This window comes from Curtobacterium sp. PhB136 (assembly GCF_004346855.1).
Classification (GTDB): domain Bacteria; phylum Actinomycetota; class Actinomycetes; order Actinomycetales; family Microbacteriaceae; genus Curtobacterium.
Genome location: NZ_SMGH01000006.1, coordinates 293,736 through 320,600 on the forward strand (window position 1 = coordinate 293,736; position 26,865 = coordinate 320,600).

20 protein-coding genes and 1 tRNA gene are annotated in these 26,865 nt (G+C 71.5%); 5 read left to right on the forward strand and 16 right to left on the reverse strand.

What is annotated here, in order from left to right:
• Positions 1-70: 70 nt before the first annotated feature.
• Positions 71-1,378, forward strand: coding sequence for a crosslink repair DNA glycosylase YcaQ family protein (locus EDF27_RS10885; RefSeq protein ID WP_132048767.1), 1,308 nt, complete (start codon positions 71-73; stop codon positions 1,376-1,378).
• On the opposite strand, the gene EDF27_RS10890 is transcribed toward EDF27_RS10885, so the two are convergent.
• Together EDF27_RS10890 and EDF27_RS10895 are read right to left on the reverse strand one after the other, a co-directional pair.
• Complete coding sequence (locus EDF27_RS10890; RefSeq protein ID WP_132048769.1) at positions 1,375-2,280, reverse strand: M48 family metallopeptidase; 906 nt, start codon at positions 2,278-2,280, stop codon at positions 1,375-1,377. The two genes, EDF27_RS10885 and EDF27_RS10890, sit on opposite strands and share 4 nt — an antisense overlap.
• A 22-nt stretch (positions 2,281-2,302) precedes the next feature.
• Complete coding sequence (locus EDF27_RS10895; protein WP_243698306.1) at positions 2,303-2,884, reverse strand: LemA family protein; 582 nt, start codon at positions 2,882-2,884, stop codon at positions 2,303-2,305.
• A gap of 206 nt (positions 2,885-3,090) precedes the next feature.
• On the opposite strand from EDF27_RS10895, the gene EDF27_RS10900 reads away from it, so the two are divergent.
• Together EDF27_RS10900 and EDF27_RS10905 are read left to right on the forward strand one after the other, a co-directional pair.
• Positions 3,091-5,457, forward strand: a complete 2,367-nt coding sequence (locus EDF27_RS10900; RefSeq protein WP_132048771.1) for an Ig-like domain-containing protein — start codon at positions 3,091-3,093, stop codon at positions 5,455-5,457.
• A gap of 200 nt (positions 5,458-5,657) precedes the next feature.
• Complete coding sequence (locus EDF27_RS10905; RefSeq protein ID WP_132048773.1) at positions 5,658-7,337, forward strand: AMP-binding protein; 1,680 nt, start codon at positions 5,658-5,660, stop codon at positions 7,335-7,337.
• A 42-nt stretch (positions 7,338-7,379) separates the two neighbouring features.
• Here EDF27_RS10905 and EDF27_RS10910 read toward each other — a convergent pair whose 3' ends face one another.
• Positions 7,380-8,699, reverse strand: coding sequence for a threonine/serine exporter family protein (locus EDF27_RS10910; protein WP_207909609.1), 1,320 nt, complete (start codon positions 8,697-8,699; stop codon positions 7,380-7,382).
• Between the two features lie 45 nt (positions 8,700-8,744).
• Positions 8,745-9,026 (reverse strand): hypothetical protein, encoded by a 282-nt coding sequence (locus EDF27_RS10915; RefSeq protein ID WP_123654201.1) that lies wholly within the window; start codon positions 9,024-9,026, stop codon positions 8,745-8,747.
• Between the two features lie 169 nt (positions 9,027-9,195).
• On the opposite strand from EDF27_RS10915, the gene EDF27_RS10920 reads away from it, so the two are divergent.
• Positions 9,196-10,299, forward strand: a complete 1,104-nt coding sequence (locus EDF27_RS10920) for an acyl-CoA desaturase (protein WP_123654202.1) — start codon at positions 9,196-9,198, stop codon at positions 10,297-10,299.
• Positions 10,300-10,399: 100 nt separating this feature from the next.
• On the opposite strand, the gene EDF27_RS10925 is transcribed toward EDF27_RS10920, so the two are convergent.
• From EDF27_RS10925 to EDF27_RS10955, 7 genes are all read right to left on the reverse strand, one after another.
• Positions 10,400-10,473 (reverse strand) — tRNA-Leu (locus tag EDF27_RS10925).
• Positions 10,474-10,598: 125 nt separating this feature from the next.
• Entirely contained in the window at positions 10,599-12,077 is a 1,479-nt protein-coding gene (locus EDF27_RS10930; RefSeq protein WP_123654203.1) for an FAD-dependent oxidoreductase, read from the reverse strand.
• A 44-nt stretch (positions 12,078-12,121) separates the two neighbouring features.
• Positions 12,122-12,670 (reverse strand): DUF501 domain-containing protein, encoded by a 549-nt coding sequence (locus tag EDF27_RS10935; protein WP_123654204.1) that lies wholly within the window; start codon positions 12,668-12,670, stop codon positions 12,122-12,124.
• 56 nt (positions 12,671-12,726) lie between these two features.
• The gene (locus EDF27_RS10940) at positions 12,727-13,263 is read right to left on the reverse strand and encodes a septum formation initiator family protein (protein ID WP_185017203.1); all 537 of its coding nucleotides are present in this window, start codon (positions 13,261-13,263) and stop codon (positions 12,727-12,729) included.
• Positions 13,264-13,455: 192 nt separating this feature from the next.
• Positions 13,456-14,739 carry a phosphopyruvate hydratase gene (gene eno, locus EDF27_RS10945; RefSeq protein ID WP_123654205.1) on the reverse strand — a complete coding sequence of 428 codons (1,284 nt, stop codon included), beginning with the start codon at positions 14,737-14,739 and terminating at the stop codon, positions 13,456-13,458.
• Positions 14,740-14,838: 99 nt separating this feature from the next.
• A complete protein-coding gene (hisS, locus tag EDF27_RS10950; protein WP_132048775.1) occupies positions 14,839-16,083 on the reverse strand; it encodes a histidine--tRNA ligase in 1,245 nt (414 codons plus the stop codon).
• A gap of 293 nt (positions 16,084-16,376) precedes the next feature.
• A complete protein-coding gene (locus EDF27_RS10955) occupies positions 16,377-17,060 on the reverse strand; it encodes a MazG family protein (RefSeq protein WP_132048777.1) in 684 nt (227 codons plus the stop codon).
• 83 nt (positions 17,061-17,143) lie between these two features.
• Between EDF27_RS10955 and nhaA the strand changes: the two genes are divergently transcribed.
• On the forward strand, positions 17,144-18,322 hold the full coding sequence (gene nhaA / locus EDF27_RS10960) for a Na+/H+ antiporter NhaA (protein ID WP_185021651.1): 1,179 nt from the start codon (positions 17,144-17,146) through the stop codon (positions 18,320-18,322).
• Positions 18,323-18,611: 289 nt separating this feature from the next.
• On the opposite strand, the gene mfd is transcribed toward nhaA, so the two are convergent.
• The 5 genes from mfd to EDF27_RS10985 form a co-directional block, all read right to left on the reverse strand.
• Complete coding sequence (gene mfd, locus EDF27_RS10965) at positions 18,612-22,205, reverse strand: transcription-repair coupling factor (RefSeq protein WP_132048779.1); 3,594 nt, start codon at positions 22,203-22,205, stop codon at positions 18,612-18,614.
• A gap of 77 nt (positions 22,206-22,282) precedes the next feature.
• On the reverse strand, positions 22,283-22,867 hold the full coding sequence (pth, locus tag EDF27_RS10970) for an aminoacyl-tRNA hydrolase (RefSeq protein WP_132048781.1): 585 nt from the start codon (positions 22,865-22,867) through the stop codon (positions 22,283-22,285).
• A gap of 30 nt (positions 22,868-22,897) precedes the next feature.
• On the reverse strand, positions 22,898-23,527 hold the full coding sequence (locus EDF27_RS10975) for a 50S ribosomal protein L25/general stress protein Ctc (RefSeq protein ID WP_123654210.1): 630 nt from the start codon (positions 23,525-23,527) through the stop codon (positions 22,898-22,900).
• A 393-nt stretch (positions 23,528-23,920) separates the two neighbouring features.
• Positions 23,921-25,321 carry an RbtT/DalT/CsbX family MFS transporter gene (locus EDF27_RS10980; RefSeq protein ID WP_132048783.1) on the reverse strand — a complete coding sequence of 467 codons (1,401 nt, stop codon included), beginning with the start codon at positions 25,319-25,321 and terminating at the stop codon, positions 23,921-23,923.
• A gap of 576 nt (positions 25,322-25,897) precedes the next feature.
• Positions 25,898-26,863: a hypothetical protein gene (locus tag EDF27_RS10985; RefSeq protein ID WP_132048785.1), complete on the reverse strand. Its 966-nt coding sequence runs from the start codon at positions 26,861-26,863 to the stop codon at positions 25,898-25,900.
• Positions 26,864-26,865: the final 2 nt, after the last annotated feature.

A 26,865-nucleotide genomic window follows, 5' to 3' on the forward strand; every position in this document is an offset into this window, starting at 1 on the left:
GGCCGACGTGTTCCAGATGCGGCATATGACCAGAGCGTCGCACGTCGGCGGTGCTCAGTAGGGTCGAGTCGTGCCCAGGACCACGCTCTCCGCCGCCGAGGCCCGCCGCGTCGCACTCGCCGCGCAGGGATTCGGACGGCCGCCGCTCGACACCGTCCCGACCCGGGGCATCAGCGCCGGGATCGGTCGGCTGGGGCTGCTGCAGATCGACTCGGTGAACGTCTTCGAGCGCAGCCACTACCTGCCGCTCTTCGCCCGGCTCGGCGCCTACGACCGGCAGGCCCTCGACCGCCTCACCCTGACCAAGCGCGGCTCGCACCTGGAGTACTGGGCCCACGAAGCGGCGTTCATCCCGCGCGACGACCTCCGGCTGTTCCGCTGGAAGATGGACGCGTTCCGGGTGCGTGACGCCGGCCCGACGCGGATCGACGGAGTCACCCGCACCGAGGCGGTCCGGCGCGAGCTGCACGCGCTCCTGGCGAGCGAGGGCCCGATGCCGGCGAGCGCGGTCGAGCACGAGTCGAACGTCCGGCGCGGTCCCTGGTGGGGCTGGAGCGACGTGAAGCTCGGGCTCGAGCAGATGTTCCGCTGGGGCGAAGCGGTGAGCGCCGGCCGGTCCGGGTTCGAGCGCGTGTACGCGCTGCCCGACCAGGTCCTGCCCGCCGGGTTCCTGGACACCGCACCGGCACGCCCCGACGCCATCCGCGAACTCGTCGCCCGGGCGTCCCGCGCCCTCGGGGTCGGCACGCGGGCGGACATCGCCGACTACTACCGGCTCCGGTCGGACGACACCGGCGCGGCGATCGCCGAACTGCAGGACGCCGGTGTGCTCCTGCCCGTGCAGGTGGAGGGCTGGCGCGAGCGCGCGTGGATGCACGCCGAGGCCCGGGTGCCGCGGGCGCTCACGACCGACGCGGTCCTCAGCCCGTTCGACCCGGTCGTGTGGTTCCGGCGCCGGGCCGAGCGGATGTACGGCTTCCACTACCGGATCGAGATCTACACACCGGCACCGAAGCGGGTCTACGGGTACTACGTGCTCCCGGTGCTGCAGGACGACGCCCTGGTCGGTCGTGTCGACCTCAAGAGCGATCGGCAGCGCGGGGTCCTCCGCGTGCGGACGGCGTGGGAAGAGCCCGGTGCCACGCTCGACCCGGAGCGCCTGGCCGCGACGATCCGCCGGGCCGCCGCGTGGCAGGGGCTCGACGACGTCGAGGTGACCGACCGCGGCACCGCAGCCGCACGGCTCGCCGGAGCGCTGGGCGTCCCGCTCGTGCCCCACGTCGACGCGGACGACGCCGACGCGCCCGAACCGGCCGACGCCGACGGGTCCCAACCGGCCGGGCCCGCGGCACAGGACGCCGCGCAGGACGTCGGCTAGAAGCGGTCCTGGATGCCGCGGAGCCGCGCGATGCGGTCCGGCAGCGGCGGGTGCGTCGAGAAGAGCCGGTCCATCACGCCCGGCTTCATCGGGTCCGCGATCCACAGGTGCGCCATCGAGGAGTTCTGCGTCCGCATCGGCTGCCCGGAGGCGCCGAGCTTCTCGAGCGCCCGCGCCAGCCCCTCGGGGTGCCGGGTGGTGAGCGCCCCGGTGGCGTCGGCGAGGTACTCGCGCTGCCGGGACACCGCCGCCTGCACGCCCATGGCGGCGATCGGTGCCACGATCACGGCGACGATCCCGGCGATGAGCAGGATCGGGTTCGCGCCGCCGCCGCCGTTGTCGTTGTTCCGGTTCCGCCCGCCGGACAGTCCGCTGAAGATCGAGATGCGCAGGAGCACGTCGGCGATGAGCCCGACCGCGACCACCAGCCCGAAGACCATCGTCGACACCCGGATGTCGTAGTTCCGGACGTGTCCGAGTTCGTGCGCCATGACGCCCTCGAGCTCCTGGTCGTCCATGATCTCGAGCAGCCCGGTCGTCGCGGCCACGACCGCGTGCTCCGGGTCCCGGCCGGTCGCGAAGGCGTTCGGCGACGGATCGCGGATGACGAAGACACGGGGCATCGGCATGCCGGTGGCGATCGCCAGGTTTTCCACCGTCCGCCAGAGCCGCGGCTCGGTGTTCCGGTCGATCTCGATGCCGCCCGCGATGGCGGTGGCCTGCCGCGCGGCGGTGAAGTACTGCAGCACGGCGTACCCGAGTGCGACGACGAGGACGATGACGCCGATCGAGACGTTCCCCGCCAGGTACCCGCCGAGGAACCCGAGCGCACCGATGATGACCAGGAACACCAGGACGATGACGACGGTGTTGCGCTTGTTCCGCGCGATCGCGCTGTACATCAGCGGCTTCCGGGACGGTGGGTCAGAACTGGACGCGCGGCGGTTCGGCGATCGCCGAGGGCTCGGCGGTCTCGAAGAAGGACGCTTCGCTGAACCCGCGGCGCTTGGCGAACGTGGAGTTCGGGAGGACCTTGATCTTCGTGTTGAGCTCGCGGACCCCGCCGTTGTAGAACCGCCGGGCCGACTGGATCTTGTCCTCGGTGTCGACGAGCTGGGTCTGCAGCTGCAGGAAGTTCTGGCTCGACTGCAGGTGCGGGTAGCCCTCGGCCACGGCGAACACGCTCTTCAGCGCCTTCTGCATGTGGCCCTCGGCGGCTGAGGCGGCGTCCGCGTCCCCGGCGCTGAGCGTCTCCGCACGGGCCTTCGTGACGTCGGTGAAGACGGCCTTCTCGTGGGTGGCGTACCCCTTCACCGTGTCGACGATGGTGGGGATCAGGTCGGCGCGCCGCTTGAGCTGCACCGAGATGTCACTCCACGCCTCGTCCACGCGGACCTTCAGCGTGACGAGCGAGTTGTACGTGACCCAGAGGTAGATCCCGACGATCACGAGGACCACGACCACCACGCCGACGACGATCAGGGTCGTGATGAGTCCGGTGTCCATGCGGGAGTGCTCCTCGTCGGGTCGGGTTCGGCCAGGTCAGGCCATCGACGATTCTAACGACGCTGCGTGCGCCTGCCGCGCGCGAGCGGTGGTTCACGGGCGATTCCCCAGGCACGCACACCGGGCGTCCGGACAGGGGCCGGATCGCGCGGATCATCCGCGAGGTGTATTGACCGATGGGCCGTCGTCACGTGGGATGGAGGGGCATGAACACGCACGGGGACGACGTGGACACCAGGGCAGTCGGGGGCGACGGCCCCGTTCGTCGTGCCCGCGTGGGGGTGCTCGGCGGTCTCACCGCAGCCCTCGCGGCGGCGCTGCTCGCGCTGAGCGTCGCGCCCGCCGCGGCCGCGACGGGAGCCACCACTGCCGCGGCGGCGAACGGCGCCACCGCAGCCGCAGTCCCCGCGACGCCGACACCGACACCGGCGCCCACCCAGTCGCTGACCCGCCCGAGCGCCGCACCGACCGGCACCCCGACGTCGACCCCGAGCACCCCGCCGACCGGCCGACCGCCCGTCGACCCGACGATCGCCGACCCGGGCGACCTCACGAGCGCCACGGGCCGCTTCCACGGCACCGCGACCCCCGGCCACCGCGTCCGCGTGATCGATCCGAGGGTGACGAGTTCCTCGGTCTGCACGGCGACGACGAGCACCACCGGCGCCTGGTCCTGCTTCGGCCGCGTGCACACCGGCGCACAGCAGGTCTTCACGGTGCAGGACGTCTCCGACACCTCGCGCCACACCGCCGACGCTCCGGCCGCCGACGTCGTCGTGCCGCCCACCATCACCACGCGGGACCCCACCACCGGCACGGTCGTCGGCAGCGGCGACACGGGGACCACCGTGACGGTGTCGGTCTCCGGCTCGCCCGCGGTCCGCACGGCCACGGTCGGGTCCGACGGCCGCTGGGTCGTGTCCTGGTCGACCGGCGCGGCACCGCACCCGAGCGGCACGGTCACGATGACGGCCACCCAGACCGTCAGCACCGCGCGGGGCTACCGGTCCGACCTCCGGAGCGCCGCGTCCGCCCCGGTCTCGGTCACGTTCGACCGGACGCCACCGGCAGCGCCTCGGATCACCGCGCCGCGGACCGGAGAGCGCGTCGCCGACCAGCCGCTCACCGTGCGCGGGACCGGGGAGCCCGCGGCTGCGGTGACGGTCTACGTCGACCGTGCCCCCGTCTGCGGTGCGACCGTCGGCAGCGACGGTGCGTGGTCGTGCTCGACCCGGGGCGTCCCGCTCGCCGCGGGCGCACGATCGGTCACCGCACTGCAGCACGACGCCGCGGGCAACCACTCGGCGTCCTCGACCGCCGTCGTGGTCCGGGTCGCCGGCGCATCCGGCAGCACCCCGGGTGCCACCGCCACCGGTCCGGGCAGCACCGCGTCCGGCAGCACGACCCCCGGCGGCCCGACGGCCGGCGGGACGACGCCGGACCCGGGCGGGGACGGCAGCAGCACGGGTGCACCGGGCACGGGCACGGGCGGCTCCGGTGGTGGCGCGGGCGGGAACGGCTCCGGCGACGGCAGCGCAGGCGCCGGCGCTGGTTCGAGCGGCGGCGCAGGCCACGGCATCGACTGGTCCGGTCCCGCCGGCGACTGGTCCGTCGCGACGACGTTCGACCAGACCGTCCCCACGATCCAGTCCTCGTTCTCCTGGCGCACCCTGCTGGTCGCCGCGGCCGTCGCAGCGGCGTTCCTCCTCCTCGTCGCGGGCCCGGTCCGACTCGTCGCCCGGTCGCTCCACGGCCGCGTGTCCCTGCGACTCGCCTCGTTCACCGGCCGGAACCGTCCGCGCTCCGAGCGCCGCCGCGGGGACGACTCCCTGCCCGGGTGGGTGTCGGTCGGCATCGCCGTGGTGCTCGCCACCGTCCTGACCCTGCTCGGGGTCGGCGTCGAACTCGAGGCGCGCTACGTCCGCCTCGCCATCGCCGTCCTCCTCGGCACCGCCGTGCTCACGGCGGGCGTGGTCGTGGCGACGCGGTGGGCCGCCGGAGCGGACCGGCACGCGGTCGGGTACCGGGTCTCACCGTGGCTCGTGCTCACCGCCCTCGTGGCCTGCGCCGTCACCCGCACGGCAGACCTCTCCCCCGCGGTCGTGGTCGGCGTGCTGCTCGTCCCGGTCGGCCGGACCGACGTGGACACCGGTGCGATGCGCCTCGGGGCTGGGGTCGCCGCCTGCGCTCGGAGCGCCACCTGGCGGTCCGTCGCACTCCTCGTCCTCGCCGCAGCGGGGTGGGTGCTGCACAGCCTCACGCTCGGCTCCGGGTTCTGGGTCTCGCTCGTGTCGGAGTTCGCGATCACGCTCTGCGTCGGTGGCCTCGGCTCGTTCGTGGTCACCCTCCTCCCCCTGCCCGGCTCGGCGGGCGGCGCGCTCTGGGCGCACTCGCGGACCCGGTACGCGTCGATCGCCGCCGTGGGCGTCGCGCTCGGTGCCGCCGTGTACTCGGGCACCGCCGGCACGCACGTCTCCCCCGTCGTGATGGCCGTCGTCGCCTGCGGGTGCGTCGCCGTCGCGGCCGCCACCTGGGTGTGGGTCCGCGTGCTGGAACCGGACACGCGCGCCTGAGCCGAGCCGGGCCTCCCGACCGGGTGCACGTCCGGCAGAGCACCGGACCGGACCGGCCTGGAGGCTCGTCCCACCTCCGCCACGGCGACCCGCGTCGCCGACGCGGCCGGTCTCCGAGCGCGGCGCGTGCCACCCGGATCGGCGCGCGGATACGCTGACGGACGGTGCGACGGCAGCACCGGACGAGCCAGGGAGCGACGATGACCGAGACCCGATCCGACTACGACCCGACCCGCTTCCGCGAGGTCTTCGAGGGCAGCTACACCTACGCCAACGGCTTCGCGCGGAACACGCACCGCTTCGCCGCGCGGCCGGCCCTCCGAGACCCGGACTCCGACCGGTCGTGGACGTACGCCGAGCTCGGCGACGTGGTCGACCGGGTCGGCGGCTGGCTCGTCCGGCACGGGGTGGAGCGCGGTTCGGTCGTGATGGTGGAGCTGTTCAACTCCCCCGAGTTCGCGATGCTCTACCTGGCCTGCCACCGGATCGGCGCGGTGTTCTCGCCGACGAACTTCCGGCTCGCACCCGACGAGGTCGCCTTCATCGTCGACGACTCCGCCCCCGTCGTGCTCGTGTACGACGCGGCACGCGCGGAGGACCTCGCAGCTGCCCGCACCTCGGCGTCGCACCGGCCGGCACACGTCGTCGTGGTCGGCTCCGGTGATCCCGCGGTCGGCTCCGACGTCCCGTTCGCCGACCTCCTCGCCGACGAGCCCGTCACCGCCGACGAGCTCGCCGCCACCGAGCCGCGCTCCACGTACGACGAGACCACCCGCCTGTACACCTCGGGCACCACGGGACGGCCGAAGCCGGTCCCGCTGCCGAGCCTCGTGGAGGTGCTCAGCGCGCACGACGTCATCATGCACTTCCCGCTGAGCCCGTTCGACAAGACGCTCAACATGTCGCCGCTGTTCCACCGTGGCGGTCTGTACTCGGGCGGTCCGAACCCGGTGTTCTACGTCGGCGCCGAACTCACCACGCTCCGGCACTTCGACCCGGACCGGGTGCTCGACCTCGTCGAGTCCGAGCGGCTGACCTTCCTGATCGGCGCGCCGCCGAACCTCGTGCAGCTCGCGAACGCGCAGGAGCGCCGACCGCGCGACCTCTCCTCCCTGAACGGCATCGTGACGATGGGCGCACCGCTCGACCGGGCAGCGGCGCTCCGCTACCAGGAGCTGCTCTCCCCGCGGATCTTCAACGGCTACGGCACCACCGAGACCTTCTGGAACACGTTCCTGCGCCCCGAGGACTTCCCGGACGGTGCCGGCTCGACGGGCCGCGCCTCCACCGACGACGACGTCGCCGTGGTCCGGGTGTACACGGACAAGCTCGCCGATCCGAGCGACACCGTGCCGAAGGACGGCAGCGAGATCGGCGAGTTCGCGGTGCGCACCGTGAAGTCCGGGTACTCGTACCGGAACCCGGGGCTCGAGGCGGAGAAGTTCGCGAACGGCTGGTTCTACCCGGGCGACCTCGCGACCTGGGACGAGCACGAGCGCGTGACGATCGTCGGGCGCAAGGACGACATGATCATCTCCGGCGGCGAGAACGTGCACCCGGTGCAGGTCGAGGCCGTGCTGCAGGAGCACGCGGGCGTCGCGGACTCCGTGGTGGTCGGGGTGCCCGACGAGCGCTGGGGCGAGGTCGTCGTGGCGTTCGTGATCCGCGCGGACCAGGGTCTGCCCGCCGACGACGTGGCCGCGGCGGCGGCGCTCGAGGAGTGGACCGGGACGCACCCGGGGCTCGCGCGGTACAAGCGGCCGCGGCGGTACCGGTTCGTCACCGAGCTGCCGTACAACGCGACGGGCAAGAAGGTGCACTACCTCGCGAAGGCGACCGCCGCCGAGGACCAGGCCGCCGGCCGCTTCATCGAGCCGTAGGGGCGCTGGTCGCGCGGCCAGGAGGCGCTCTGGTCGCGCTCGTCAGTGTGTCGGCGTGCGGCGGGCGAAGAGGCCGGGCAGCAGCCCGCCGATCTTCGTGCCCACACACAGGCTCACGAACGTCGCGAGGGGCGTGGCGAGCGACTCCGGGTCGAACGTGGCGACGGCGACGAGCCCGACCGTCCCCGGCACGAGCAGCAGGAAGGCCGGCAGGAACGACACCGTCGCGGGGATCACCGGCACGAGCCGCTCGAGCCACCGCGTCGCGACGAACAGCACGGCCGCCGCGATGCCCGTCGCGACGACGCTCCCGACGAGCGGCGCGAGGCCGGACACGAGCGCGTAGGCCAGCACCATCACCACGATCGACGCGGCCGTGAGCTTCCAGCCGGCGCCGAACACCAGCCCGATCCCGATGGCGAGCACCCCGACGGCGACCCAGGACAGCCAGTACGGCGGGACGGACTCCCAGCCCGCCAGGTCGTTGCCGACCCCCGCGACCTCCCCCACGAGTGCGGCCGAGGTCGGGTCGACGTGCAGGCCGGTGACGGCGCTGCCGGCGGCGATCCCGGCTGCCATGAACCCGAGGATGATGAGCCCCTGCATGAGCCGGGCCGACCCGGTCACGATGTCGGCCGCGGTGAGCTCGAGGAGCGCGTTCGTGATGAGCGCGCCGGGGACGAAGACCGCGACGGGTGCGCAGACGGCGAACAGCGGCACGTGGTCGAACCCGGTGCCGGCGGCCACGAGGCCGACGACCGCGGTCGAGACGAAGGCGGCGAGGAACGGGACGACGGCGACGGCCTCGCGGTACCGGCGGAGCAGCAGCCCGATGACGCCGACGACCGCGCCGACGCCGAGCGCGACGAGGATCGCCCACCACGGGCACCGGAACACGACGGCGAGCCCCGCAGAGGTCAGCGCGTTCCCGAGCACCCACGGCAGCGGTGCGGGCGGCCGGGTGCCGTCGCGGATCGCCCGGACCCGCGCCGGGATCTCGGCGAGGGCGATCGACCCGCTCTCCAGCCCGAGCACCAGGCGGTTCGCCCTGGCGGCCTGGCGGAAGGAGAGCTCGACGCCCTCGGCGTTCACGATCGTGGCAGCACCCGTCGAGGTCTCGCTCACGATCACCAGCGCGGGCAGCACCCCGACCGCGAGTTCCGGGCCGATGCCGGCGGCGTCGCGGGCCTTCTCGAGCGCCGAACGGACGTCGGTGACCGAGCTGCCGGCGTCGAGGAGCAGGGTGCCGAGCGTGCCGAGGAGCATCCCGACCGGGACGGTCTCGCCGTCGACGACCTCGTGCGCCTCTGGCTGCCGGAGGACTCCACGGAGGTTCGCGATCGCACTGCCGAATCCCACCACCGGAGCATGCTAACGGTCGCGGGTCACCCCGATGAGCAGGGGCGCTCAGCCCGTCGTCTGGACCGCCTGGGTCCGCAGCCGCATCTCGGTCGTGAACCCCTCGGTCTCCGGGTGCAGCTCGTCGTCCGGAGCGGACTGCACGAGCACCCCGATCGCCGGCGCGAGGAGGATGCTCGACGTCGTCGCCATGCCCCACCGGTCGACCGTCGGGACGTGCACGGTGTCGGCCAGACCGGCCTGGGCGAGGGCGGCGGCGTACTCCAGCACGGCGTACGCGGCGTCGTCCGTGGTGAGCACGGACGCAAGGCCGTAGATGATGTGTTTCACGGGCGGGGACCTCCCGGCCCGGAATCGCCACGAGACGGGGGACGACCTCGGCCGAACGGTACGCGCACTCCACGGTGCTTGCCCAGGTTCAGCCCATAGGTTTCGGGGAACCGCAGTTGCGGGAACTCTGAGTTCGGCCGAAGGGCTGTTCCTGATGGAAGCAGCCTCCATGCCGTCTTCATCGACCCTGTACCGACCCACCACCCCGCGTGCTCCGGGCGCCACCTCCGGCACCTCCACGTACAAGGACCTCCTCGAAGAGGTCCGCTCGGCTGGCCTCCTGGAACGCCGTGTCGGCTTCTACTGGACCGTGTTCGCCGTGCTCGTCGGTCTCGTCGCCGTCTGCTGGGCCGCCGTCGCCATGCTCGGTGGCTCGTGGTTCCAGCTGATCCCCGCCGCCGTCCTCGGCGCCCTGTTCACCCAGTTCGCGTTCCTGGCGCACGAAGCCGCACACCGGCAGGTGTTCGCCTCCCGCAAGTGGAACGACCACGCCGGCCGGGTGCTCGGCACCTTCCTCGTGGGGCTCTCGTACACGTGGTGGATGAACAAGCACAACCGTCACCACGGCAACCCGAACACCATCGGCAAGGACCCCGACATCGCGCAGGACACGGTGTCCTTCATCGAGGAAGACGCCGCCGAGCGTCGCGGACTGCTCCGCTACCTCACCCGTGTGCAGGGCTGGGCGTTCTTCCCGCTGCTGACGATGGAAGGCGCGAACCTGCACTTCCTCGGCGTCCGCGCACTCGTCACCGGCCAGCACATCAAGGGCACCGGGCGTGACCGCATCATCGAGGCCGTCCTGCTCGTCGCACGCTTCGCGCTGTACTTCTGGGCGATCTTCACGCTGATGCCGCTCGGCGTCGGCTTCGCGTTCCTCGGTGTCCAGCTCGCCGTCTTCGGTGTGATGATGGGCGGCTCGTTCGCGCCGAACCACAAGGGCATGCCGATCATCGCGGAGGGCGCCCGCATCGACTTCCTCTCCCGCCAGGTCCGCACCTCCCGCAACATCACGGGCGGCATCTGGGCCGACCACCTCTTCGGTGGCCTCAACCACCAGGCGGAGCACCACCTCTTCCCGAGCATGGCGCGGCCGAACCTGCGCCTCGCGAAGCCGATGGTGAAGGCGCACTGCGAGAAGCACAACATCCCCTACACCGAGGCGAGCCTCGGCAAGTCGTACGGCATCGTCGTCGCCTACCTCAACCGGGTCGGGCTCGCGGCGCGTGACCCGTTCACCTGCCCCATGGTCACGGGCTACCGCCTGCACTGAGGCGCGCACGGAACCACGAGACGGAAACAGCACCGCGGGATCCCCGCGGTGCTGTTTCGTTCCGCGGTGCTGTCGCAGCGCCGGGGTCGCTCGGTATCGGTACCCCCGGAGGGACTCGAACCCTCAGCTCAGCGATTTTAAGTCGCGTGCCTCTACCGATTGGGCCACGGGGGCGGGCTGCAACAGCCTAGCGACCAGCGCACACGCCTCGAACGGCTCGAACGCGAACGCCTCGAACGCCTCGAACGCCGAAGGGCGGCCACCCGGTGGGGTGACCGCCCTTCGGCGTGAGCGGAGTGCTACTTCGCGGTGGCCTTCTCGCCGTCGACCGGAGCGGCGTCCTTCGAGACGTCCTCGGCCGGGGTGGCGTACGCCGGACCGGCAGCGCCGGCGGGCGTGCCTGCTTCCGGAGCCGGCGCGGCAACGGCCGCGGGCTCCTCGGTCGCGGCGGGCTTCGGACGGGACGCGAACGCCTCGAACGCGGCGCGCGGGGTCTCACGGTCGTCGAGGGACGCGATGTCGCGGCCCAGGAAGAAGCCGCCGACCCAGTCGCCGATGACGCGCCACTTGCGCTCCCACGACGGCATCGCCATGCCGTGGTAGCCACGGTGCGCGCCCCAGGCGAGGAAGCCCTTCATGGCGAACTTGCCGGACTGGAAGACACCGATGCCGATGCCGAGACCCGCGACGGCGCCGAGGTTCTCGTGCTTGTAGTCGACCGTCGCTTCGCCGCGGAGCGTCGCGACGAGGTTCTTCGCGAGCTGCTTGGCCTGACGGACCGCGTGCTGGGCGTTCGGCACGCACATGCCGCCGACGCCACCACCGGTGAGGTCCGGCACGGCTGCGACGTCGCCACAGGCCCAGGCGTCCGCGATGACCGTGTCCTCGTCGACGACGCGGAGGTCGGGCTGCACGGTGATGCGGCCGCGCGGCTCGAGCGGGAAGTCGGTGCCCTTGACCATCGGGTTCGCCATCACGCCGGCGGTCCAGATGATGAGGTCGGACTCGACGGTCTGGATCGACTCATCCTTGGCCTTGAGCTGGCAGACGCCACCGACGGCCGAGGCGAGCTGCGTGTCGAGGTGCACGTTCGCACCGCGCTGCGCGAGGTTCTTGAGCACCCAGTGCGAGGTCTCGAGCGAGACCTCGGGCATGATGCGGCCCATCGCCTCGACCAGGTGGAAGTGCGTGTCGTCGAAGGACAGCTCCGGGTAGCTCTTCAGCAGGTCGGTGACGAACGAGCGGAGCTCGGCGAACACCTCGATGCCGGCGAAGCCACCACCGACGACGACGACGGTGAGCAGGCGGTCACGCTCGGGACCGGCCGGCAGGTTCGACGCCTTGGCGAAGTTGGTGAGGACCTTGTCGCGGATCGCGGCGGCCTCTTCGATGGTCTTGAGGCCGATCGCCTCGTCCGCGACGCCCGCGATGGGGAACGTGCGGGAGACGGCACCGGCGGTCATCACGATCTGGTCGTAGGACTCTTCCCACGGCTCGCCGATCTCCGGCGTGATGGTCGCGGTCTTCGTGGCGTGGTCGACCTTCGTGACCTTCGCCGTGACGACGCGGGTCTTCTTGAGGTGACGACGGTGCGAGACGACCGCGTGGCGCGGCTCGATCGAACCGGCAGCCACCTCCGGCAGGAACGGCTGGTACGTCATGTACGGCAGCGGATCCACCATCACGACCTCAGCTTCGCCCTGGCGAAGGTGCTTCTCGAGCTTCCAGGCGGTGTAGAAGCCGGCGTAACCGCCGCCGACGACGAGGATCTTGGGCACGGGGAATGGTCTCCTTGGAGTGGGGGTGGTTGCCGGGCGGCTGGTCAGACTTCGCCGCCACCCGCCCCGACTCCAGCGTCTGCACCCTCATCATACGCCCGGCATTCGCACCGGTCGGGCGACCACGATGCGCGTTCGAGCGCGAGGTCGCCGATGGGGTTCACGCCGGGTCCGGCAGCGAGTGAGTGACCGACGAGGGCGTGCAGGCACTTCACGCGGACGGGCATGCCGCCCGCGCTGATGCCGTCGATCTCGTCGACGTGCTCGATGGACTCGCGGTCCGCGAGGTAGGCCTCGTGCGCCGCGCGGTAGCGCTCGGCGGTGTCGGGGTCATCGAGCAGCGCGGCGAGCTCGGGCATGACCCCGGTCGCCTCGAGTGTGCTGACGGCAGCGGTGGCCGCCGGGTGGCACAGGTAGTACAGCGTGGGGAACGGTGTGCCGTTCGACAGCCGCGGCTTCGTGGCGACCACCGTCGGGTTGCCGCAGACGCAGCGTGCCGCGATGCCGACGACGTCGCGAGCAGGGCGGCCCAGCTGGGCCGACACCACCTGCACGTCGTGGTCGGACGGCGGGTCGAACGGAGGGGTCGTCACGGGTACAAGAGGCTACCCGAGTTCCGCGGCTCCCCGCACCGTGTGACGACGGGCGGTCAGTTCGAGGAGTTCCCCGTGCCGGAGACGTCGGGCGCGACGAGCTCCTGCGTGGTCTCCTCGGACAGGCCGGACTTCAGCACGGACGACATCATCGCCTGCACCCAGTCCACCTTCGGCGTCTGCACCTTCGCGCTCACGGGGGTCCCGGAGTCCGTCGTCGGGGAGTCGTCGGAGGTGCTCGTGCCCTCGCCCATCACCAGGAAGCTCTGCTCCCCCGGGTACACGTAGAGCAGCCGGTCACGGGCCTGCGCCTCGATGTAGGCGGGGTCGTCCCAGCGCGCGACGTCCTTCTGCTTCTGCGCGACGTCGGACTTCTGCGCCGCCACCTCACGCTGCTGCTGCGCGATCTGCTCCTGCTGCTGGATGAGCGTCCGGAGCGACGGGGCGAGGACCACGACGAACAGCACGATGATCGCGAGCATGAGCAGGCTGAACCCGGAGAACCGGATCGAGCGGTACCACGGCTGCTCGGCCGTGCCGCCCTCGGGCATCGCCACGGGGACGCGGCGGACGCGGGGCTTCTGGCTGGGCACGTCACGACGATAACCCGGCCGTCGGCGTGGTCCGCGCCGCCGCGCCTGCGTTTCGGCCCCTTCCCAGCCGGGCGTACGGGACGACACGCAGACGCGCCCCGTGCCGTGGTCCGGATGAGCGGACGGGAGGCACGGGGCGCGTCGGGTGGACGACCTGCGTCCGGTGTGCTGCTGGCTAGAGGGTCTGTGCCCCTACAGCGCTGCGGCGCGCGGGAACGCGGTGCGGCCGGCGTAGACCGCGGCGTCGCCGAGCTCTTCCTCGATGCGGAGGAGCTGGTTGTACTTCGCGACGCGGTCCGAGCGGGCCGGGGCGCCGGTCTTGATCTGGCCACCGTCGACGGCCACCGCGATGTCCGCGATGGTGGTGTCCTCGGTCTCGCCGGAGCGGTGCGAGAGGATCGCCGTCATGCCGTGGCGCTGCGCGAGCGACACCGCGTCGAGGGTCTCGGTCAGCGTGCCGATCTGGTTCACCTTGACCAGGATCGAGTTGCCGGCCTTCTCGTCGATGCCCCGCTGCAGGCGCTTCGGGTTGGTGACGTAGAGGTCGTCGCCGACGATCTGCACCTTGCCACCGAGCTCGGCGGTGAGGTGGGTCCAGCCTTCCCAGTCGTCCTCGGCCAGCGGGTCCTCGATGGTGACGAGCGGGTAGTTCGCGACCAGGTCGGAGAAGTAGCTCGTGAACTCCTGCGAGGAGAGCTGCTTGCCCTCGAAGTTGTACTTGCCGTCCGCGAAGAACTCGGTGGAGGCGACGTCGAGCCCGAGCGCGATGTCCTTGCCCGGGGTGAAGCCGGCCTTCTCGATCGCGGCGACGAGGAAGTCGAGCGCCGCACGGTTCGACGCGAGCTCCGGCGCGAAGCCGCCCTCGTCGCCGAGGCCGGTCGCCAGGCCCTGCTTCTTCAGCTCGCCCTTGAGGGCGTGGTAGGTCTCGACGCCCCAGCGGAGCGCTTCGGAGAAGGACTCGGCGCCGTAGGGCACCAGGAAGAACTCCTGGATGTCGACGTTGGTGTCGGCGTGCGCGCCACCGTTGACGACGTTCATCAGCGGGACGGGCAGCGTGTGCGCGTTCGGGCCGCCGAGGTAGCGGAAGAGCGGCAGGTCGGCCGAGTCGGCGGCGGCGCGGGCGACGGCGAGCGAGGCGCCGAGGATCGCGTTCGCACCGAGGCGCGACTTGTTCTCGGTGCCGTCGAGCTCGATGAGCGCGGCGTCGACGAGACGCTGGTCGGTGGCGTCGAAGCCCTCGAGCGCGGGGCCGATCTCGTCGAGCACCGCCTCCACTGCCTTGAGGACGCCCTTGCCGCCGTAGCGGGACGCGTCTCCGTCGCGCAGCTCATATGCCTCGAAGGCGCCGGTGGAGGCACCGGACGGGACGAGCGCGCGCGAGACGACGCCGTCGTCGAGGAGGACCTCGACCTCGACCGTCGGGTTGCCTCGGGAATCGAGGACTTCGCGTGCTCCTACGGCATCGATCACGGCCACGGGGTACTCCCTACACGTTGCGGTTGTGGTTCTTGCGGGGTCGATCCTACCGACGACGGATGAACGGTTTCGCGCCGCGTCGGACGGACTGTGGAGAACTCAGGCGAGCGGGCGGAACTCCACACCCGCGAGCGAGGTGGTGTCGGCGTTCACGGTGGCGAACGCGCCGAAGCCCTGCGCCGCCAGCCCCGCGAGCAGGTTCTTCGTGTTCTTGGTCCGTCGTTCGAGCCGGACACGCTGGTGCTGCTCGAGCGCCTCGCCCTTGAGCGCCGCGAGCCGCACCGGGTCGACGTCCTTGTCGTACACGAGCACCACGGCGTCGGAGGTCGCCGCTTCCGGCAGGGTCACGAGGTCCACGAGCCGCTCGAAGCCGAGCGAGAAGCCGACCGCCGGGACGTCCTGGCCGAGGAAGCGGCCGATCATGCCGTCGTACCGGCCGCCACCGCCCAGGCTGTAGCCGAAGTCCGGGTGCGCCACCTCGAAGATGGTCCCCGTGTAGTACCCCATGCCGCGCACGAGCGTCGGGTCGAAGCGGAGGTCGACGCCCGGCAGCGCCTCGCGCAGTCGGAGGAGGTCGGCGAACGCGTCCGCGTCGAGCCAGGGCGCGCCGGTCACACTCGCCCAGTCGGCGTCCTCGAGTGCACGGATCGTCTGCTCGAGGTCGGGGACGTCGACGCCGACGGTGTCGACGAGTTCGCGGGCGACGCCGTCCGGGCCGATCTTGTCGAGCTTGTCGATCGTGATGAGCGCCCGGTCCGCCGCGGTCGGGTCGGTGACGCCCCACGAGGCGAGGAGCGCGATGAGGATGCGCCGGTCGTTGATGCGGATCGACGTCCCGGTGATCCCGAGCGCGTCGAGTGCGGCCGTCGTGGCGCGGATGAGCTCGATCTCCGCGAGCTGTCCCGGCTCACCGAGGATGTCGATGTCGCACTGCACGAACTGCCGGTAGCGCCCCTTCTGCGGACGCTCGGCACGCCAGACCGGGGCGATCTGCACGGAGCGGAACACGGTCGGCAGCTCCGCGCGGTGCGAGGCGTAGAACCGGGCGAGCGGCACCGTGAGGTCGAAGCGGAGCCCGAGGTCGGCGAGGTCGAGCGGGGCCTCGGCGCTCCGGAGGTCCTCGACGGTGAGGCCGCGCCGCATCACGCCGAACGCGAGCTTCTCGTTGTCCCCGCCGAGCCCGGAGTGCAGCCGCGCGGCGTCCTCGACGACGGGGGTCTCGATCTCGTCGAAGCCGTGCCGCGCGTACACGCCACGGATCACGCCGAGGACGTGCTCGCGACGCGCCTTGTCCGCGGGGAGGAAGTCACGCATGCCACGGGGTGCCGTCACGGTCGTCGCCATGGGGTCAATCCTGTCAGATCGGCGACGCGGGCTTGCGGACCATCCGACCTACTGACATACTGGATCCAGAACCTCGGTTCATGAAGCGCCTGATCCGCTTCCGAACCGATCGCGTGGGCAACGTGCTGCAGTGTGCCCCGCGGTTCGAGCGGGCTTCCCTGCCGGCGCCACTATCCCTGGTGGCGTCGTCTGCCCGCTCGCGGGCGTCCTCCTTTTTTCGGGTTGGGAGGACGCCCGCACTCTCGTCTTGCTCGTCGACGGTCGGGCCTCGGCTCGTCGCTGTCCGACGCTGGTCAGGCCTCGGCTGCTGCGCGCCCCTCGGTCTCCAGCAGCCGCACCGCCGCGCGGAGGCTCTCGATCGCATCGATCCCGTCGCGCTCAGCGGTCGCGACCGACGCGAGCATCGACACGCCCCACGCGACGTCGGACGTGGCGACCGGACCGCCGGACGCACCGACGGGCGTGGCGCCAGCCCCGGCCAGCTCCACGACGGATGCGACCACCGCGTCGGCGGACCCACGTTCCTCCAGGCGTTCCAGCAGTTTCACCGCCCGCTCCAGCGGCGGCATCGCGCGCGGCACCCCGTCGAACGCACTCGTCCGCGACGACTTCTCGGCCGCCTTCGCGGCACGCCAGACCCGGACCACGTCCTCGACGGTGTCGGCCCGCTCGTCGCCGAAGACGTGCGGGTGGCGGCGGACCATCTTGTCCCGCACGGACGCCGCCACGTCCTCGAGGTCGAACTCCCCGGCGCGTGCGGCGATGCCCGCGTGCAGGACCACCTGGTACAGCACGTCGCCGAGCTCCTCACGGAGTTCGCCGACGTCCTCGTCCTCGATGGCGTCGACGAGTTCGTACGCCTCCTCGACCGCGTACCGCGCGAGGGTGCGGTGCGTCTGCTCGCGGTTCCAGACGCATCCGCCGTCCGGGTCCAGCAGGCGGTCGACGACGGCGATGAGGTCGGAGACGGCGGTCATCGGGCCAGTATCCGGTATCGTTGCGGGTGGCGTGTCGGGAAGTCTGGTCGACGGACCGTTTCCCGACCCTCGTACGGAGTCCCATGCTGGCAGTCGTCCGCTCCCCCCGCTTCAGCGCCGTCGCCCTGCTCACCGCGGCCGTGTTCGGCCTCGTCCTGGCGAACACCCCCGCCGGCCCGGGCCTCGAACACCTGCTGCACCTGCACGCACCCTGGGGTGCGGTGGGCCTCGACCTCTCGGTGGCGCACTGGATCAGCGACGGACTCCTCGCGGTGTTCTTCCTGCTCGTCGCGATCGAGCTGAAGCACGAACTCGTCGTGGGCGAGCTGTCGAACGCGAAGACCGCGATCGTCCCCGCGATCGCGGCCGTCGGCGGTGTGCTGGTCCCCGCCGGCATCTACCTCGCGGTGACCGCCGGCACGCAGTACACGCACGGCTGGCCGATCCCCACGGCGACCGACATCGCGTTCGCGCTCGGGGTCCTCGCGATGTTCGGGCGCGGGCTGCCGTCGACGCTCCGGGTGTTCCTGCTGGCGTTGGCGGTACTCGACGACCTCATCGCGATCGTCATCATCGCCGTGGTGTTCGCGCACGACACGCACTTCCTCGCCCTCGGCGGTGCCGCCGTCGTCCTGGTCCTGTTCTGGCTGCTCGGACGCATGCTCCGTCCCGGTCGACCGGGACAGGCCTGGATGATCGCGGCGATGGTCGTGCTCGGCGTCCTGACCTGGTGGCTCGTGTACCACTCGGGCGTGCACGCGACGATCGCCGGGGTCGCGCTCGGGCTCGTGCTGCCCCGGCGCCCCGGGCACACCCTGCACGAGCGCGTGGAGCCCTGGTCGAACGCGATCGTCCTGCCGGTGTTCGCGTTCGCGTCGGCTGCGGTGATGATCCCCGCCGTCGGCATCAGCGAGCTCTCCCCCACCTTCTGGGCCGTCGTCCTGGCGCTGCCCGTCGGCAAGGTGATCGGCATCACGCTGTTCGGGTCCGTCGCCACGCGGATCTTCCGCGGTCCGGGGCGTCCCTCGCTGTCGTTCATGTCGATCGTCACCGTCGGGGTGCTCGGCGGCATCGGCTTCACCGTCTCGCTGCTGATGAACGAGCTCGCGTTCGCGTCGAACGAGGAGATCGTCGACGAGGGCGTGCTCGCGGTCCTGGTGGGCTCGGGCATCGCGATGGTCGCCTCGGCGATCGTCGTCAGCATCCGGGCGCGCCAGTACCGCGCGCGCCGCGAGCTCTCCGAGGCCGAGTCCACCGAGTAGCGCCGCGGGGTGCGTCCGCCACGACCCGCTCCGCCCGGCGCCCGCGGACTCGGACTCGGACTCGGACTCGGAACGACACCCTCGTTGTCGTACGACAGCGGTCTCGTCGTTGCTTGCGGACGCAACGATCTCGGCGGAGTCGGTACGACAGGGTCGCTGTCGTACGACAACGGTCTTGTCGCTGGTTGCGAGCGCGCGCAGACGCGAGCGCGGTGAGCGTGCGCTGACGCCGGACGGGAGGCCCGGTGCCAGCTGGCACCGGGCCTCCCGTCCGGGGTGGCGCAGCGTGCTACGCGGCCGGCGCCTCCGCCGGGGCAGCCGCGCCGTAGACCGCGGTGAGGATGCTCTCGACCCACTCGATCAGGCCGTCGTCGGGCAGGGCCTCGCCGTGCGGACGCGGCATCGGGATGCTCGACGCGTTCTGCTGCGGGAACCACTTCGCGCCTGGGTACATCCGCTTCAGCCGGACCTGGGACGAGTCGGCGAGCTCCTTGCCCGCGACCCGCAGGTTCGACCCCATGACGACCACGTCGGAGAGCCCGACCTGCTGCGCCATCCGCCGGAGCCTTGAGACCTCGACCAGGGTCTGGACAGCCTCCGGCGGCTGCCCGTACCGGTCGGTGAGCTCGTCGAGCACCATGTCGATCGCGTCGTGCTGCGCCGTCGGGGCAGAGGCGGCGGAGAGCTTCTGGTACGCCTCGAGCCGGAGCCGCTCGGACTCGACGTAGTCCTCGGGGATGTGCGCGTCGACGGGGATCTCGAGCCGGAGCTCGGTCTGCCCCTCGGCGACGTCCCCGCGGAACTGGGACACGGCTTCGCCGATCATGCGGAGGTACAGGTCGAAGCCGACGCCCGCGATGTGGCCGGACTGCTCACCGCCGAGCAGGTTGCCCGCACCGCGGATCTCGAGGTCCTTCATCGCGACCTGCATGCCCGCACCGAGCTCGTTGTTCGCCGCGATGGTCTCGAGGCGGTCCTGCGCGGTCTCGGAGAGGGGCTTGTCGGCGTCGTAGAGGAAGTACGCGTACCCGCGCTCACGTCCACGACCGACACGACCACGGAGCTGGTGCAGCTGCGACAGCCCGTACTTGTCGGCGCGGTCGATGATGAGCGTGTTCGCGTTCGCGATGTCGAGGCCCGTCTCGATGATGGTCGTCGAGACGAGCACGTCGAAGCGGCGCTCCCAGAAGTCGACCATCACCTGCTCGAGGGTCTGCTCGGACATCTGCCCGTGCGCGACGGCGATGCGGGCGTCCGGGACGATCTCGGCGAGGTGCGCCGCGACCGACTGGATGTCCTTCACACGGTTGTGCACGTAGAAGACCTGGCCCTCGCGGAGCATCTCGCGCCGGATCGCCGCGGCCACCTGCAGGTCGGACTGCGGGCCGACGAAGGTCAGGATCGGGTGGCGGTCTTCCGGCGGGGTGGCGAGGGTCGACATCTCACGGATGCCCGTCACCGCCATCTCGAGCGAACGCGGGATCGGCGTCGCGGACATCGCCAGGACGTCCACGTTGGTCTTGAGCTTCTTGAGCTGGTCCTTGTGCTCGACGCCGAAGCGCTGCTCCTCGTCGATGATGACGAGGCCGACGTCCTTGAACTGCACGCCCTGCGAGAGGATCCGGTGCGTGCCGATGACGATGTCGACGGTGCCGTCGGCGAGGCCCGCGAGCGTCTCCTTCGACTCCTTCTCGGTCTGGAACCGGCTGAGCGCGCGGAGGTGCACCGGGAACCCGGCGAAGCGCTCCTGGAAGGTCTCCATGTGCTGGCGGACGAGGAGCGTCGTGGGGACGAGCATCGCGACCTGCTTGCCGTCCTGCACGGCCTTGAACGCGGCGCGGATCGCGACCTCGGTCTTGCCGTAGCCGACATCGCCGGAGAGCAGGCGGTCCATCGGGATCGGGCGCTCCATGTCGCGCTTGATCTCGTCGATGGTGGTGAGCTGGTCGGCGGTCTCGGCGAACGGGAACGCTTCTTCGAGCTCGCGCTGCCACGGCGTGTCCAGGCCGAACGCGTGCCCCTTCGAGGCCATGCGCGCGGAGTACAGCTTCACGAGGTCGACGGCGATGTCACGGACGGCCTTGCGGGCCTTGGACTTCGCGGCGGACCAGTCGGAGCCGCCCATCTTCGACAGGGTCGGGGACTCGCCGCCGACGTACCGGGAGAGCTGGTCGAGCTGGTCGGTCGGCACGAAGAGCTTGTCGCCCGGGTACCCGCGCTTCGAGGGCGCGTACTCGAGCACGAGGTACTCGCGCTGCGTCTTCACCGCGTTGCGCCCGCCGCTCGACACCTCGCGCGAGACGAGCTCGACGAACTTGCCGATGCCGTGCGTGGCGTGCACGACGACGTCGCCCGGCTTGAGCTGCAGCGGGTCGACGACGTTCTTGCGGCGGCTCGCGAGCTTCTTGACGGTGCGGGCGCCCTGCTGCGCGGTGCGGCCGTAGAACTCGGCCTCGGACAGGACGGCGATGCGGGGGTCCGGGATGGAGAACCCGTGCTCGACCACTGCGGTCGTGACGATCGCGATGCCGGGCTGCGGCGGCGCGGTGACCGCTTCGGCGCGGGCCGCGACCCCGGCGTCGGCGAGGACCTGCACGGCGCGCTCGACGAGGCCCTGCCCCTGTGCGGTGACCACGACGGCCCAGCCGTCCTCGGTGAGTGCCTTGACGTGCGCGATGGCCCCGTCGGCGCTGCCAGCGAAGCTCGGGACGGCGTCGGCGCGCACGCGGACGTACTCCCCCGCCTCGGCCGCGGCGTCGGCGTCGCTCAGCGGTTCGTCGAGGCCCGAGTCGAACGGCGAGACCGTCCACCAGGTGCGGTCGCCCCGCGTGGCACGGAGCTGCGGGACGGTGAGGAAGTTGCCGGCGTCGAGGTCGATCGGCGCCTGGGCCCCGGCGACCGCGGCGCTCCACGCGGCCTGCAGGAACTCCTGGTTCGTCTCGGCGAGGCTGTGCGCACGGCCGCTCACCCGCTCCGGCGAGAACACCGCGATGGTGGCGTCCGCGGGCAGGTAGTTCGTCATGGGGACGAGTTCCTCGACCAGGGCCGGTGCCAGGGACTCCATGCCCTCCACCGGGATGCCCTCGGCGACCTTCGCGAGCATCTGCGACAGGTTCGGGAACTCGTGCAGCATCTCCCGCGCACGCTGGCGCACGTCGTCACTGAGCAGGAGTTCGCGCGAGGCGGTCAGCTCGACGGAGCCGAGGTCGTCCTCTGTCGAGCGCTGGTCCGCGACGGAGAACGCCTTGATGCCGTCGATCTCGTCGCCGAAGAAGTCGACGCGGACCGGGTGGTCGGCGGTCGGCGGGAAGACGTCGAGGATGCCACCGCGGACGGCGAACTCGCCACGACGAGTGACCAGGTCGACGCGGGCGTAGGCGAGGTCGACCAGCTGCGCGGCGATCGCCCCGAGGTCGTTGCCCCGCGACCCGGTGCGCAGCACGACCGGTGCGAGCGCGGTGAGGTTGCCGGCGATGGGCTGCAGCGCTGCGCGGACGCTGGCGACGACGACCGTGGTCGGCCGGTCGGCGGCGGGGGCGTCGTCCCAGGCCTGGAGCGCCCGGAGCGTCGCGATGCGCGTGCCGACGGTCTGCGCGCTCGGCGACAGGCGCTCGTGCGGCAGGGTCTCCCACGCGGGGAACTCGAGGACCTGCGCCTCGGGGAGGTAGCTCGACACGGCACCGCGGACCGCCTCGGCTTCACGACCCGTGGCCGTGATCACGAGGACGCACTGCGGGCCCTTCCGCTCGGCCATCAGCGCGGCGAGCAGTGGCACACGCAGGCCGTCGACCACCGAGAAGTCGGCGTCGCGGGGTGCGGCGCGGAGGACGCGATCGAACGCGGAGGCGCGCGAGAGCGCAGGGATGATGCCCGAGATCGTCACTCAGGACATGGTACCGGCGACGTCCGACAAGGACCGCCCGGTGCGCGACGGGCGAACGAAGCGCCGGGCGCCAGAGGTCAGGACGGCGCGTGCACGCGCTGCTGCGCGGCGACGAGCCCGAGGTCCACGATCGCCTCGACCGCGTCCGCGGCGTCGCCGATCAGGATCGGCAGCGACTTCTTCTCCGTCGGGGAGAAGTCGCGGAGGACGTAGTCGGCCGGGTCCTGACGACCGGGCGGGCGGCCGATGCCGACGCGCACCCGGGCGAACTCGTTCGTACCCGTGGCCTTGATGATGTCGCGGAGCCCGTTGTGCCCGCCGTGTCCGCCGTTGCCCTTGAGGCGCACGGTGTCGAACGGCAGGTCGAGCTCGTCGTGCACGACGATCAGGTCGGCAGCGGTGGCACCGTAGAACCCGAGCACCGACGACACCGGGCCGCCGGAGGTGTTCATGAACGACCCCGGCTTGGCGAGCACCAGGCGGGGGCCACCCGGCACCAGGCGCCCCTCGGCGACCTGGTTCGGGGTCTTGTGCTTCTTGAAGCTCGCGCCCATGCGCGCAGCGAGTTCGTCGAGGACCATCTGGCCGACGTTGTGACGGTGGCCCGCGTAGTCGGGCCCGGGGTTCCCGAGCCCGACCACGACGTGCAAACGATCAGTCACCAGCGTCGACCAGACGTCCCGAACGGGGTGTTACTCGGAGACCGGCTCGGAGCCGCCCTCGGCACCGGACTCGGCGCCGGCCTCAGCCGATGCCTCGTCCGCGGCGTCGTCGTCAGCGGTGCCGCGCGGGGTGACGATCGCGACGACCAGCGCCTCGGCGTCGGTCTCGAGCTCGGCGCCCTCGGGGAGGGTGAGCTGCGATGCGTGGATCTGCGTGCCGTCCTCGAGGCCCTCGACGTCGACGACGACGTGCTCGGGGATGTCCGTCGCGAGGACGAGCAGCGAGATCGTGTTGAGGTCCTGCACGTGGATGGTGCCGGAGAAGGACTCGCCCTCGATGACGACGGGGACGTCGACGGTGACCTTCTCGCCACGGCGGAGGACGACGAGGTCGATGTGCTCGATGATCTGGCGCACCGGGTCACGCTGGACGTCCTTGACGAGGGCGAGCTGCGCGGTGCCGTCGATGTCGAGGTCCACGACCGCGTTCGCGGTACGGACGAGCAGCATGGTCTCGTGACCCGGCAGCGAGATGTGCACCGGCTCGGTGCCGTGGCCGTAGACGACCGCGGGGATCTTGTCGCTGGCACGGATCTTGCGCGCAGCGCCCTTGCCGAACTTGGTGCGGACTTCCGCTGCGAGCTTGGTGTAGTCGGCCATGGTGCCTCCTGGTGTGGGGAACGACACCGGGATGCCGGCATCGTGGGGTCTGTGGTGTTGCAACTCGAACGCGTGCACGCGTGAGGAACGTTCCCAGAGGTCAGCCGGGTCTCCCACCGCGTCGATCACGGCCGCGCGTACGCGACCCTCGCCGAAGTCGTCCGCAAGTCTAGCAGGACCCGTCCGGGCGTGTCGCACACGGCCCGGAACGGCGCGTGGGAAGTCGAATCGCGCGTAGGGGGTCGAAACGCGCGTAGGAGGTCGGTTCTTTCGACCTCCTACGCGCGATTCGACTTTCGATCGCGCGCGCGATGGGTGAAAACCCGCATCCACGGCGGACGGGAGGCTCGGCGCCAGCTGGCACCGAGCCTCCCGTCCGCCCTTCGGTCCGGCCTAGTGCCCGGACGCCTCCGCCTCGTGTGGCACCTTGAGGAAGCACAGGACCGTGAACGCGAGTGCGTAGAGGACGACGAACGTCCAGACCACGCCGCCGGGTCCGCCCCACGGCAGGACCGCGCTGACGACGGCGTTGCCGAGGAAGGTGGCCCCGCCGGCCGCGGTCGCGTACATCGCCATCGCCGCGCCGCGACGCTCCTCGCCCGCGAAGGCCGGGACGATCGCGCCCATCGGCGTGAAGCCGGCGAGCATGATGCCGAAGACGGTGCCTGCGGCGGTCGCGAGCCAGAAGCCCCACTCCGAACCGGCCGGGACGAGGTGCGGGACGTACCACCAGGCCAGCAGACCGAGGGCCGAGGCGGCGATGCCGAACCACTTCACGGTGCGGATCCAGCCGATGCGGTCGCCGAGTGCGCCGAAGAACGCGTTGAAGACGATGTTGCCCGCGTAGACGATGACGGTCATGGTGAGCCACTTCGACTGCCCCCAGCCGAGCTCGGTGCCGATGATGGCCGGCATGATCACGAACATGCCGAACTCCGGCGCCGTGTTCACGAGGCGGATCACGACGGCCAGCAGGACCTTGGGGCGCGTGATGCAGACCTCGATGCCGCTCGCGATCACCCTGGCGGCGGAGTGCTCGCGCGGGGCGATGCGCCCGAGGCCGGTGCGCTCGTGCACGCCGAAGCGGACGAACGCCCACCCCGCGACGACGAACAGCAGGGAGAGCGCCATCGACCAGGTCTCCCCCGTCGCCGCGCCGCCGAACGCGGGGATGCTGCCGATCGCGATGAGGGAGCCGAGGGTCGGCAGGCCTCCCGTGAACACCACGTAGAACCAGCCGACGGCGGTGGCGTTCCGCTCGCGGGCGACGGTGTGGTTCACCCAGCAGAGGAACGAGAACGCGAACAGCGGGAAGCCGAGACCGCGGAGGAAGTACGTCAGCGCGATGAGTCCGACGGACCCGGTCGGCAGCGCCGCGAGGAACGTGACCTGGAACACGACCCAGAGCGCCGCGCCGATGGTCATCACCCGGCGCGGTCCCCAGAGTTCGGAGAGCACGCCCGCGAAGTACGAGGCGACCAGGACGGCGACGCCGTAGATCCCGATGACCATCGCGGCACTGTCGGTGCCGCCGGCCCCGAGGGCACCCGCGATGTGCGGGGCGATGAAGTTCGACTCGATGCCGTCGCCGGTCATGAAGACGAGGACCCCGAGGAAGCCCCAGCGGAGCGGGTGCGGGATGCCGAGGCGGGCGAGGAGGCCCTCCCGGGAAGCGACGGCGTCGCCGGGACCTGCGGATGGCGCCTCGTCCGGTGACGGTGTGTCGTTGGGTGGGGCGGTGACCCCGTTGGGCGGCGTGAGTGTGGCAGCGCGGTTGCGGTTGACGTCCGACATGCGTCGTCTCTCTGGTGTGCCCCGGAGTGCTCGACCCGGCATCGCGGCATGTCTCCGGGGTGCGCCGCGCGCCGTTCCGCGCTGCCCGCGCAGTGGCTGCGGGAAGCGGGAGGTCGGCGATGATGCGAGTCCTGTACCCGGGGCTCGGCCCCGGCGGACCATCGCCGGCCCGAAGCATGGTGTCCGAGATTAGACCGCTCCAACGGGGTTCGTCAAAGACGACAACTGTTGGGTAACGATGTGTGGTGCGGGGTGTGCGGGGTGGCCGTTCCGCGCGTAGAGGGTCGAATCGCGCGTAGGAGGTCGAAACGCGCGTAGGGGGTCGAATCGCGCGTAGGGGGTCGGTTCTTTCGACCTCCTACGCGCGATTCGTGTTCCCAGTGCGCGCGTGATGGGTGGGAACGCGCGTGGGTGCCGGGCGGGAGGCTCGGTTCGGGCCGGCACCGAGCCTCCCGTCCGGTGGTGACGCACGCCGGGCGCGGGGCGCTCCCCCCATGGCAGCTCCCCACCCCCGACGCGCGGCGCCCGACGCCCGGCACCCGGAGCGCGGCGCGTCGCGTCGCGTCGCGGCGCGCGTCAGTCGACGTCGGCCGGTGCGGCCGGCGCGAGGCGCCGGATCGTCGCGTCGAGTCGGCGATCGACGGCGAGCTGGTCCGCCTCCGCCTTCCGGAGCACGGACGCGTCGCTCGCCGTGACGTGCCGGAGGCGGCTCCACTCCGCGTCGTACAGCGCACTCCGGTAGCCGGAGGACTCCTGGCAGGCGACGTCCCGCTTCGCGATGGTGATCTCCGGGTCCTGCACGGGCGTCGAGGAGATGTTCGTTCCGTAGTCCATCCGGATCGACTGCGAGGGCATCCCGTTCGGCGACGCCGGGAGGTCCGCGAGCCCGGCCGGCGCCATGCACGCGTGCCACTTCGCGGCTGCTGCGACGACGGTGTCGTCCTCGCGGGCAGCGGTCGCGGCGAGGTACGTCAAGCCCTTCGCCACGATCGAGGCGCTCTGCACGGCGCCGCTCGCGTCGTCGGTGCCGAGCGTGCGGTAGCCCTGCCGGAAGCACCGGGTGGTCTCCTGCTCTGAGGCGTCGGCGAACGCCGCGTTCCGCTTCGGGTCCTCACCCCACGCCGTCATGCCGTCCTCGTTCGCGCCGACCGTCGACGGGCCGTGGTAGCCGCGTGTCCGAGCTGTCTCGGCGTCGAGCGGTTCGCTCCAGGCGAGGGCGGGTGACGTGTTGCCCCGCTCCGGTGTCTCGTCCTGGTCGGAGACCGCGTCGAGCCCGGCGATCGTCGCCCACGGCACCGGGAAGTCGATGCCGGCCGCGCGGAGACACGGCTGGATGACCAGGTTCAGTGCGTAGGTGTCCTTCCGGCCCCCCGGCTGGACGTAGCCGTCGAGGGGCATCGTCCAGGCTCCCGGATCCCGTTCGGTCGTCGGCGAGACGGCGACGTCGGCGGGCTCGGGCAGGCCGTGCACGACGCCGGCGGCGAGGCCGATGACGACCAGGGCGAGCGTGCCGGTCTTCGCGGCGCGACTGGTGATCTGCATGG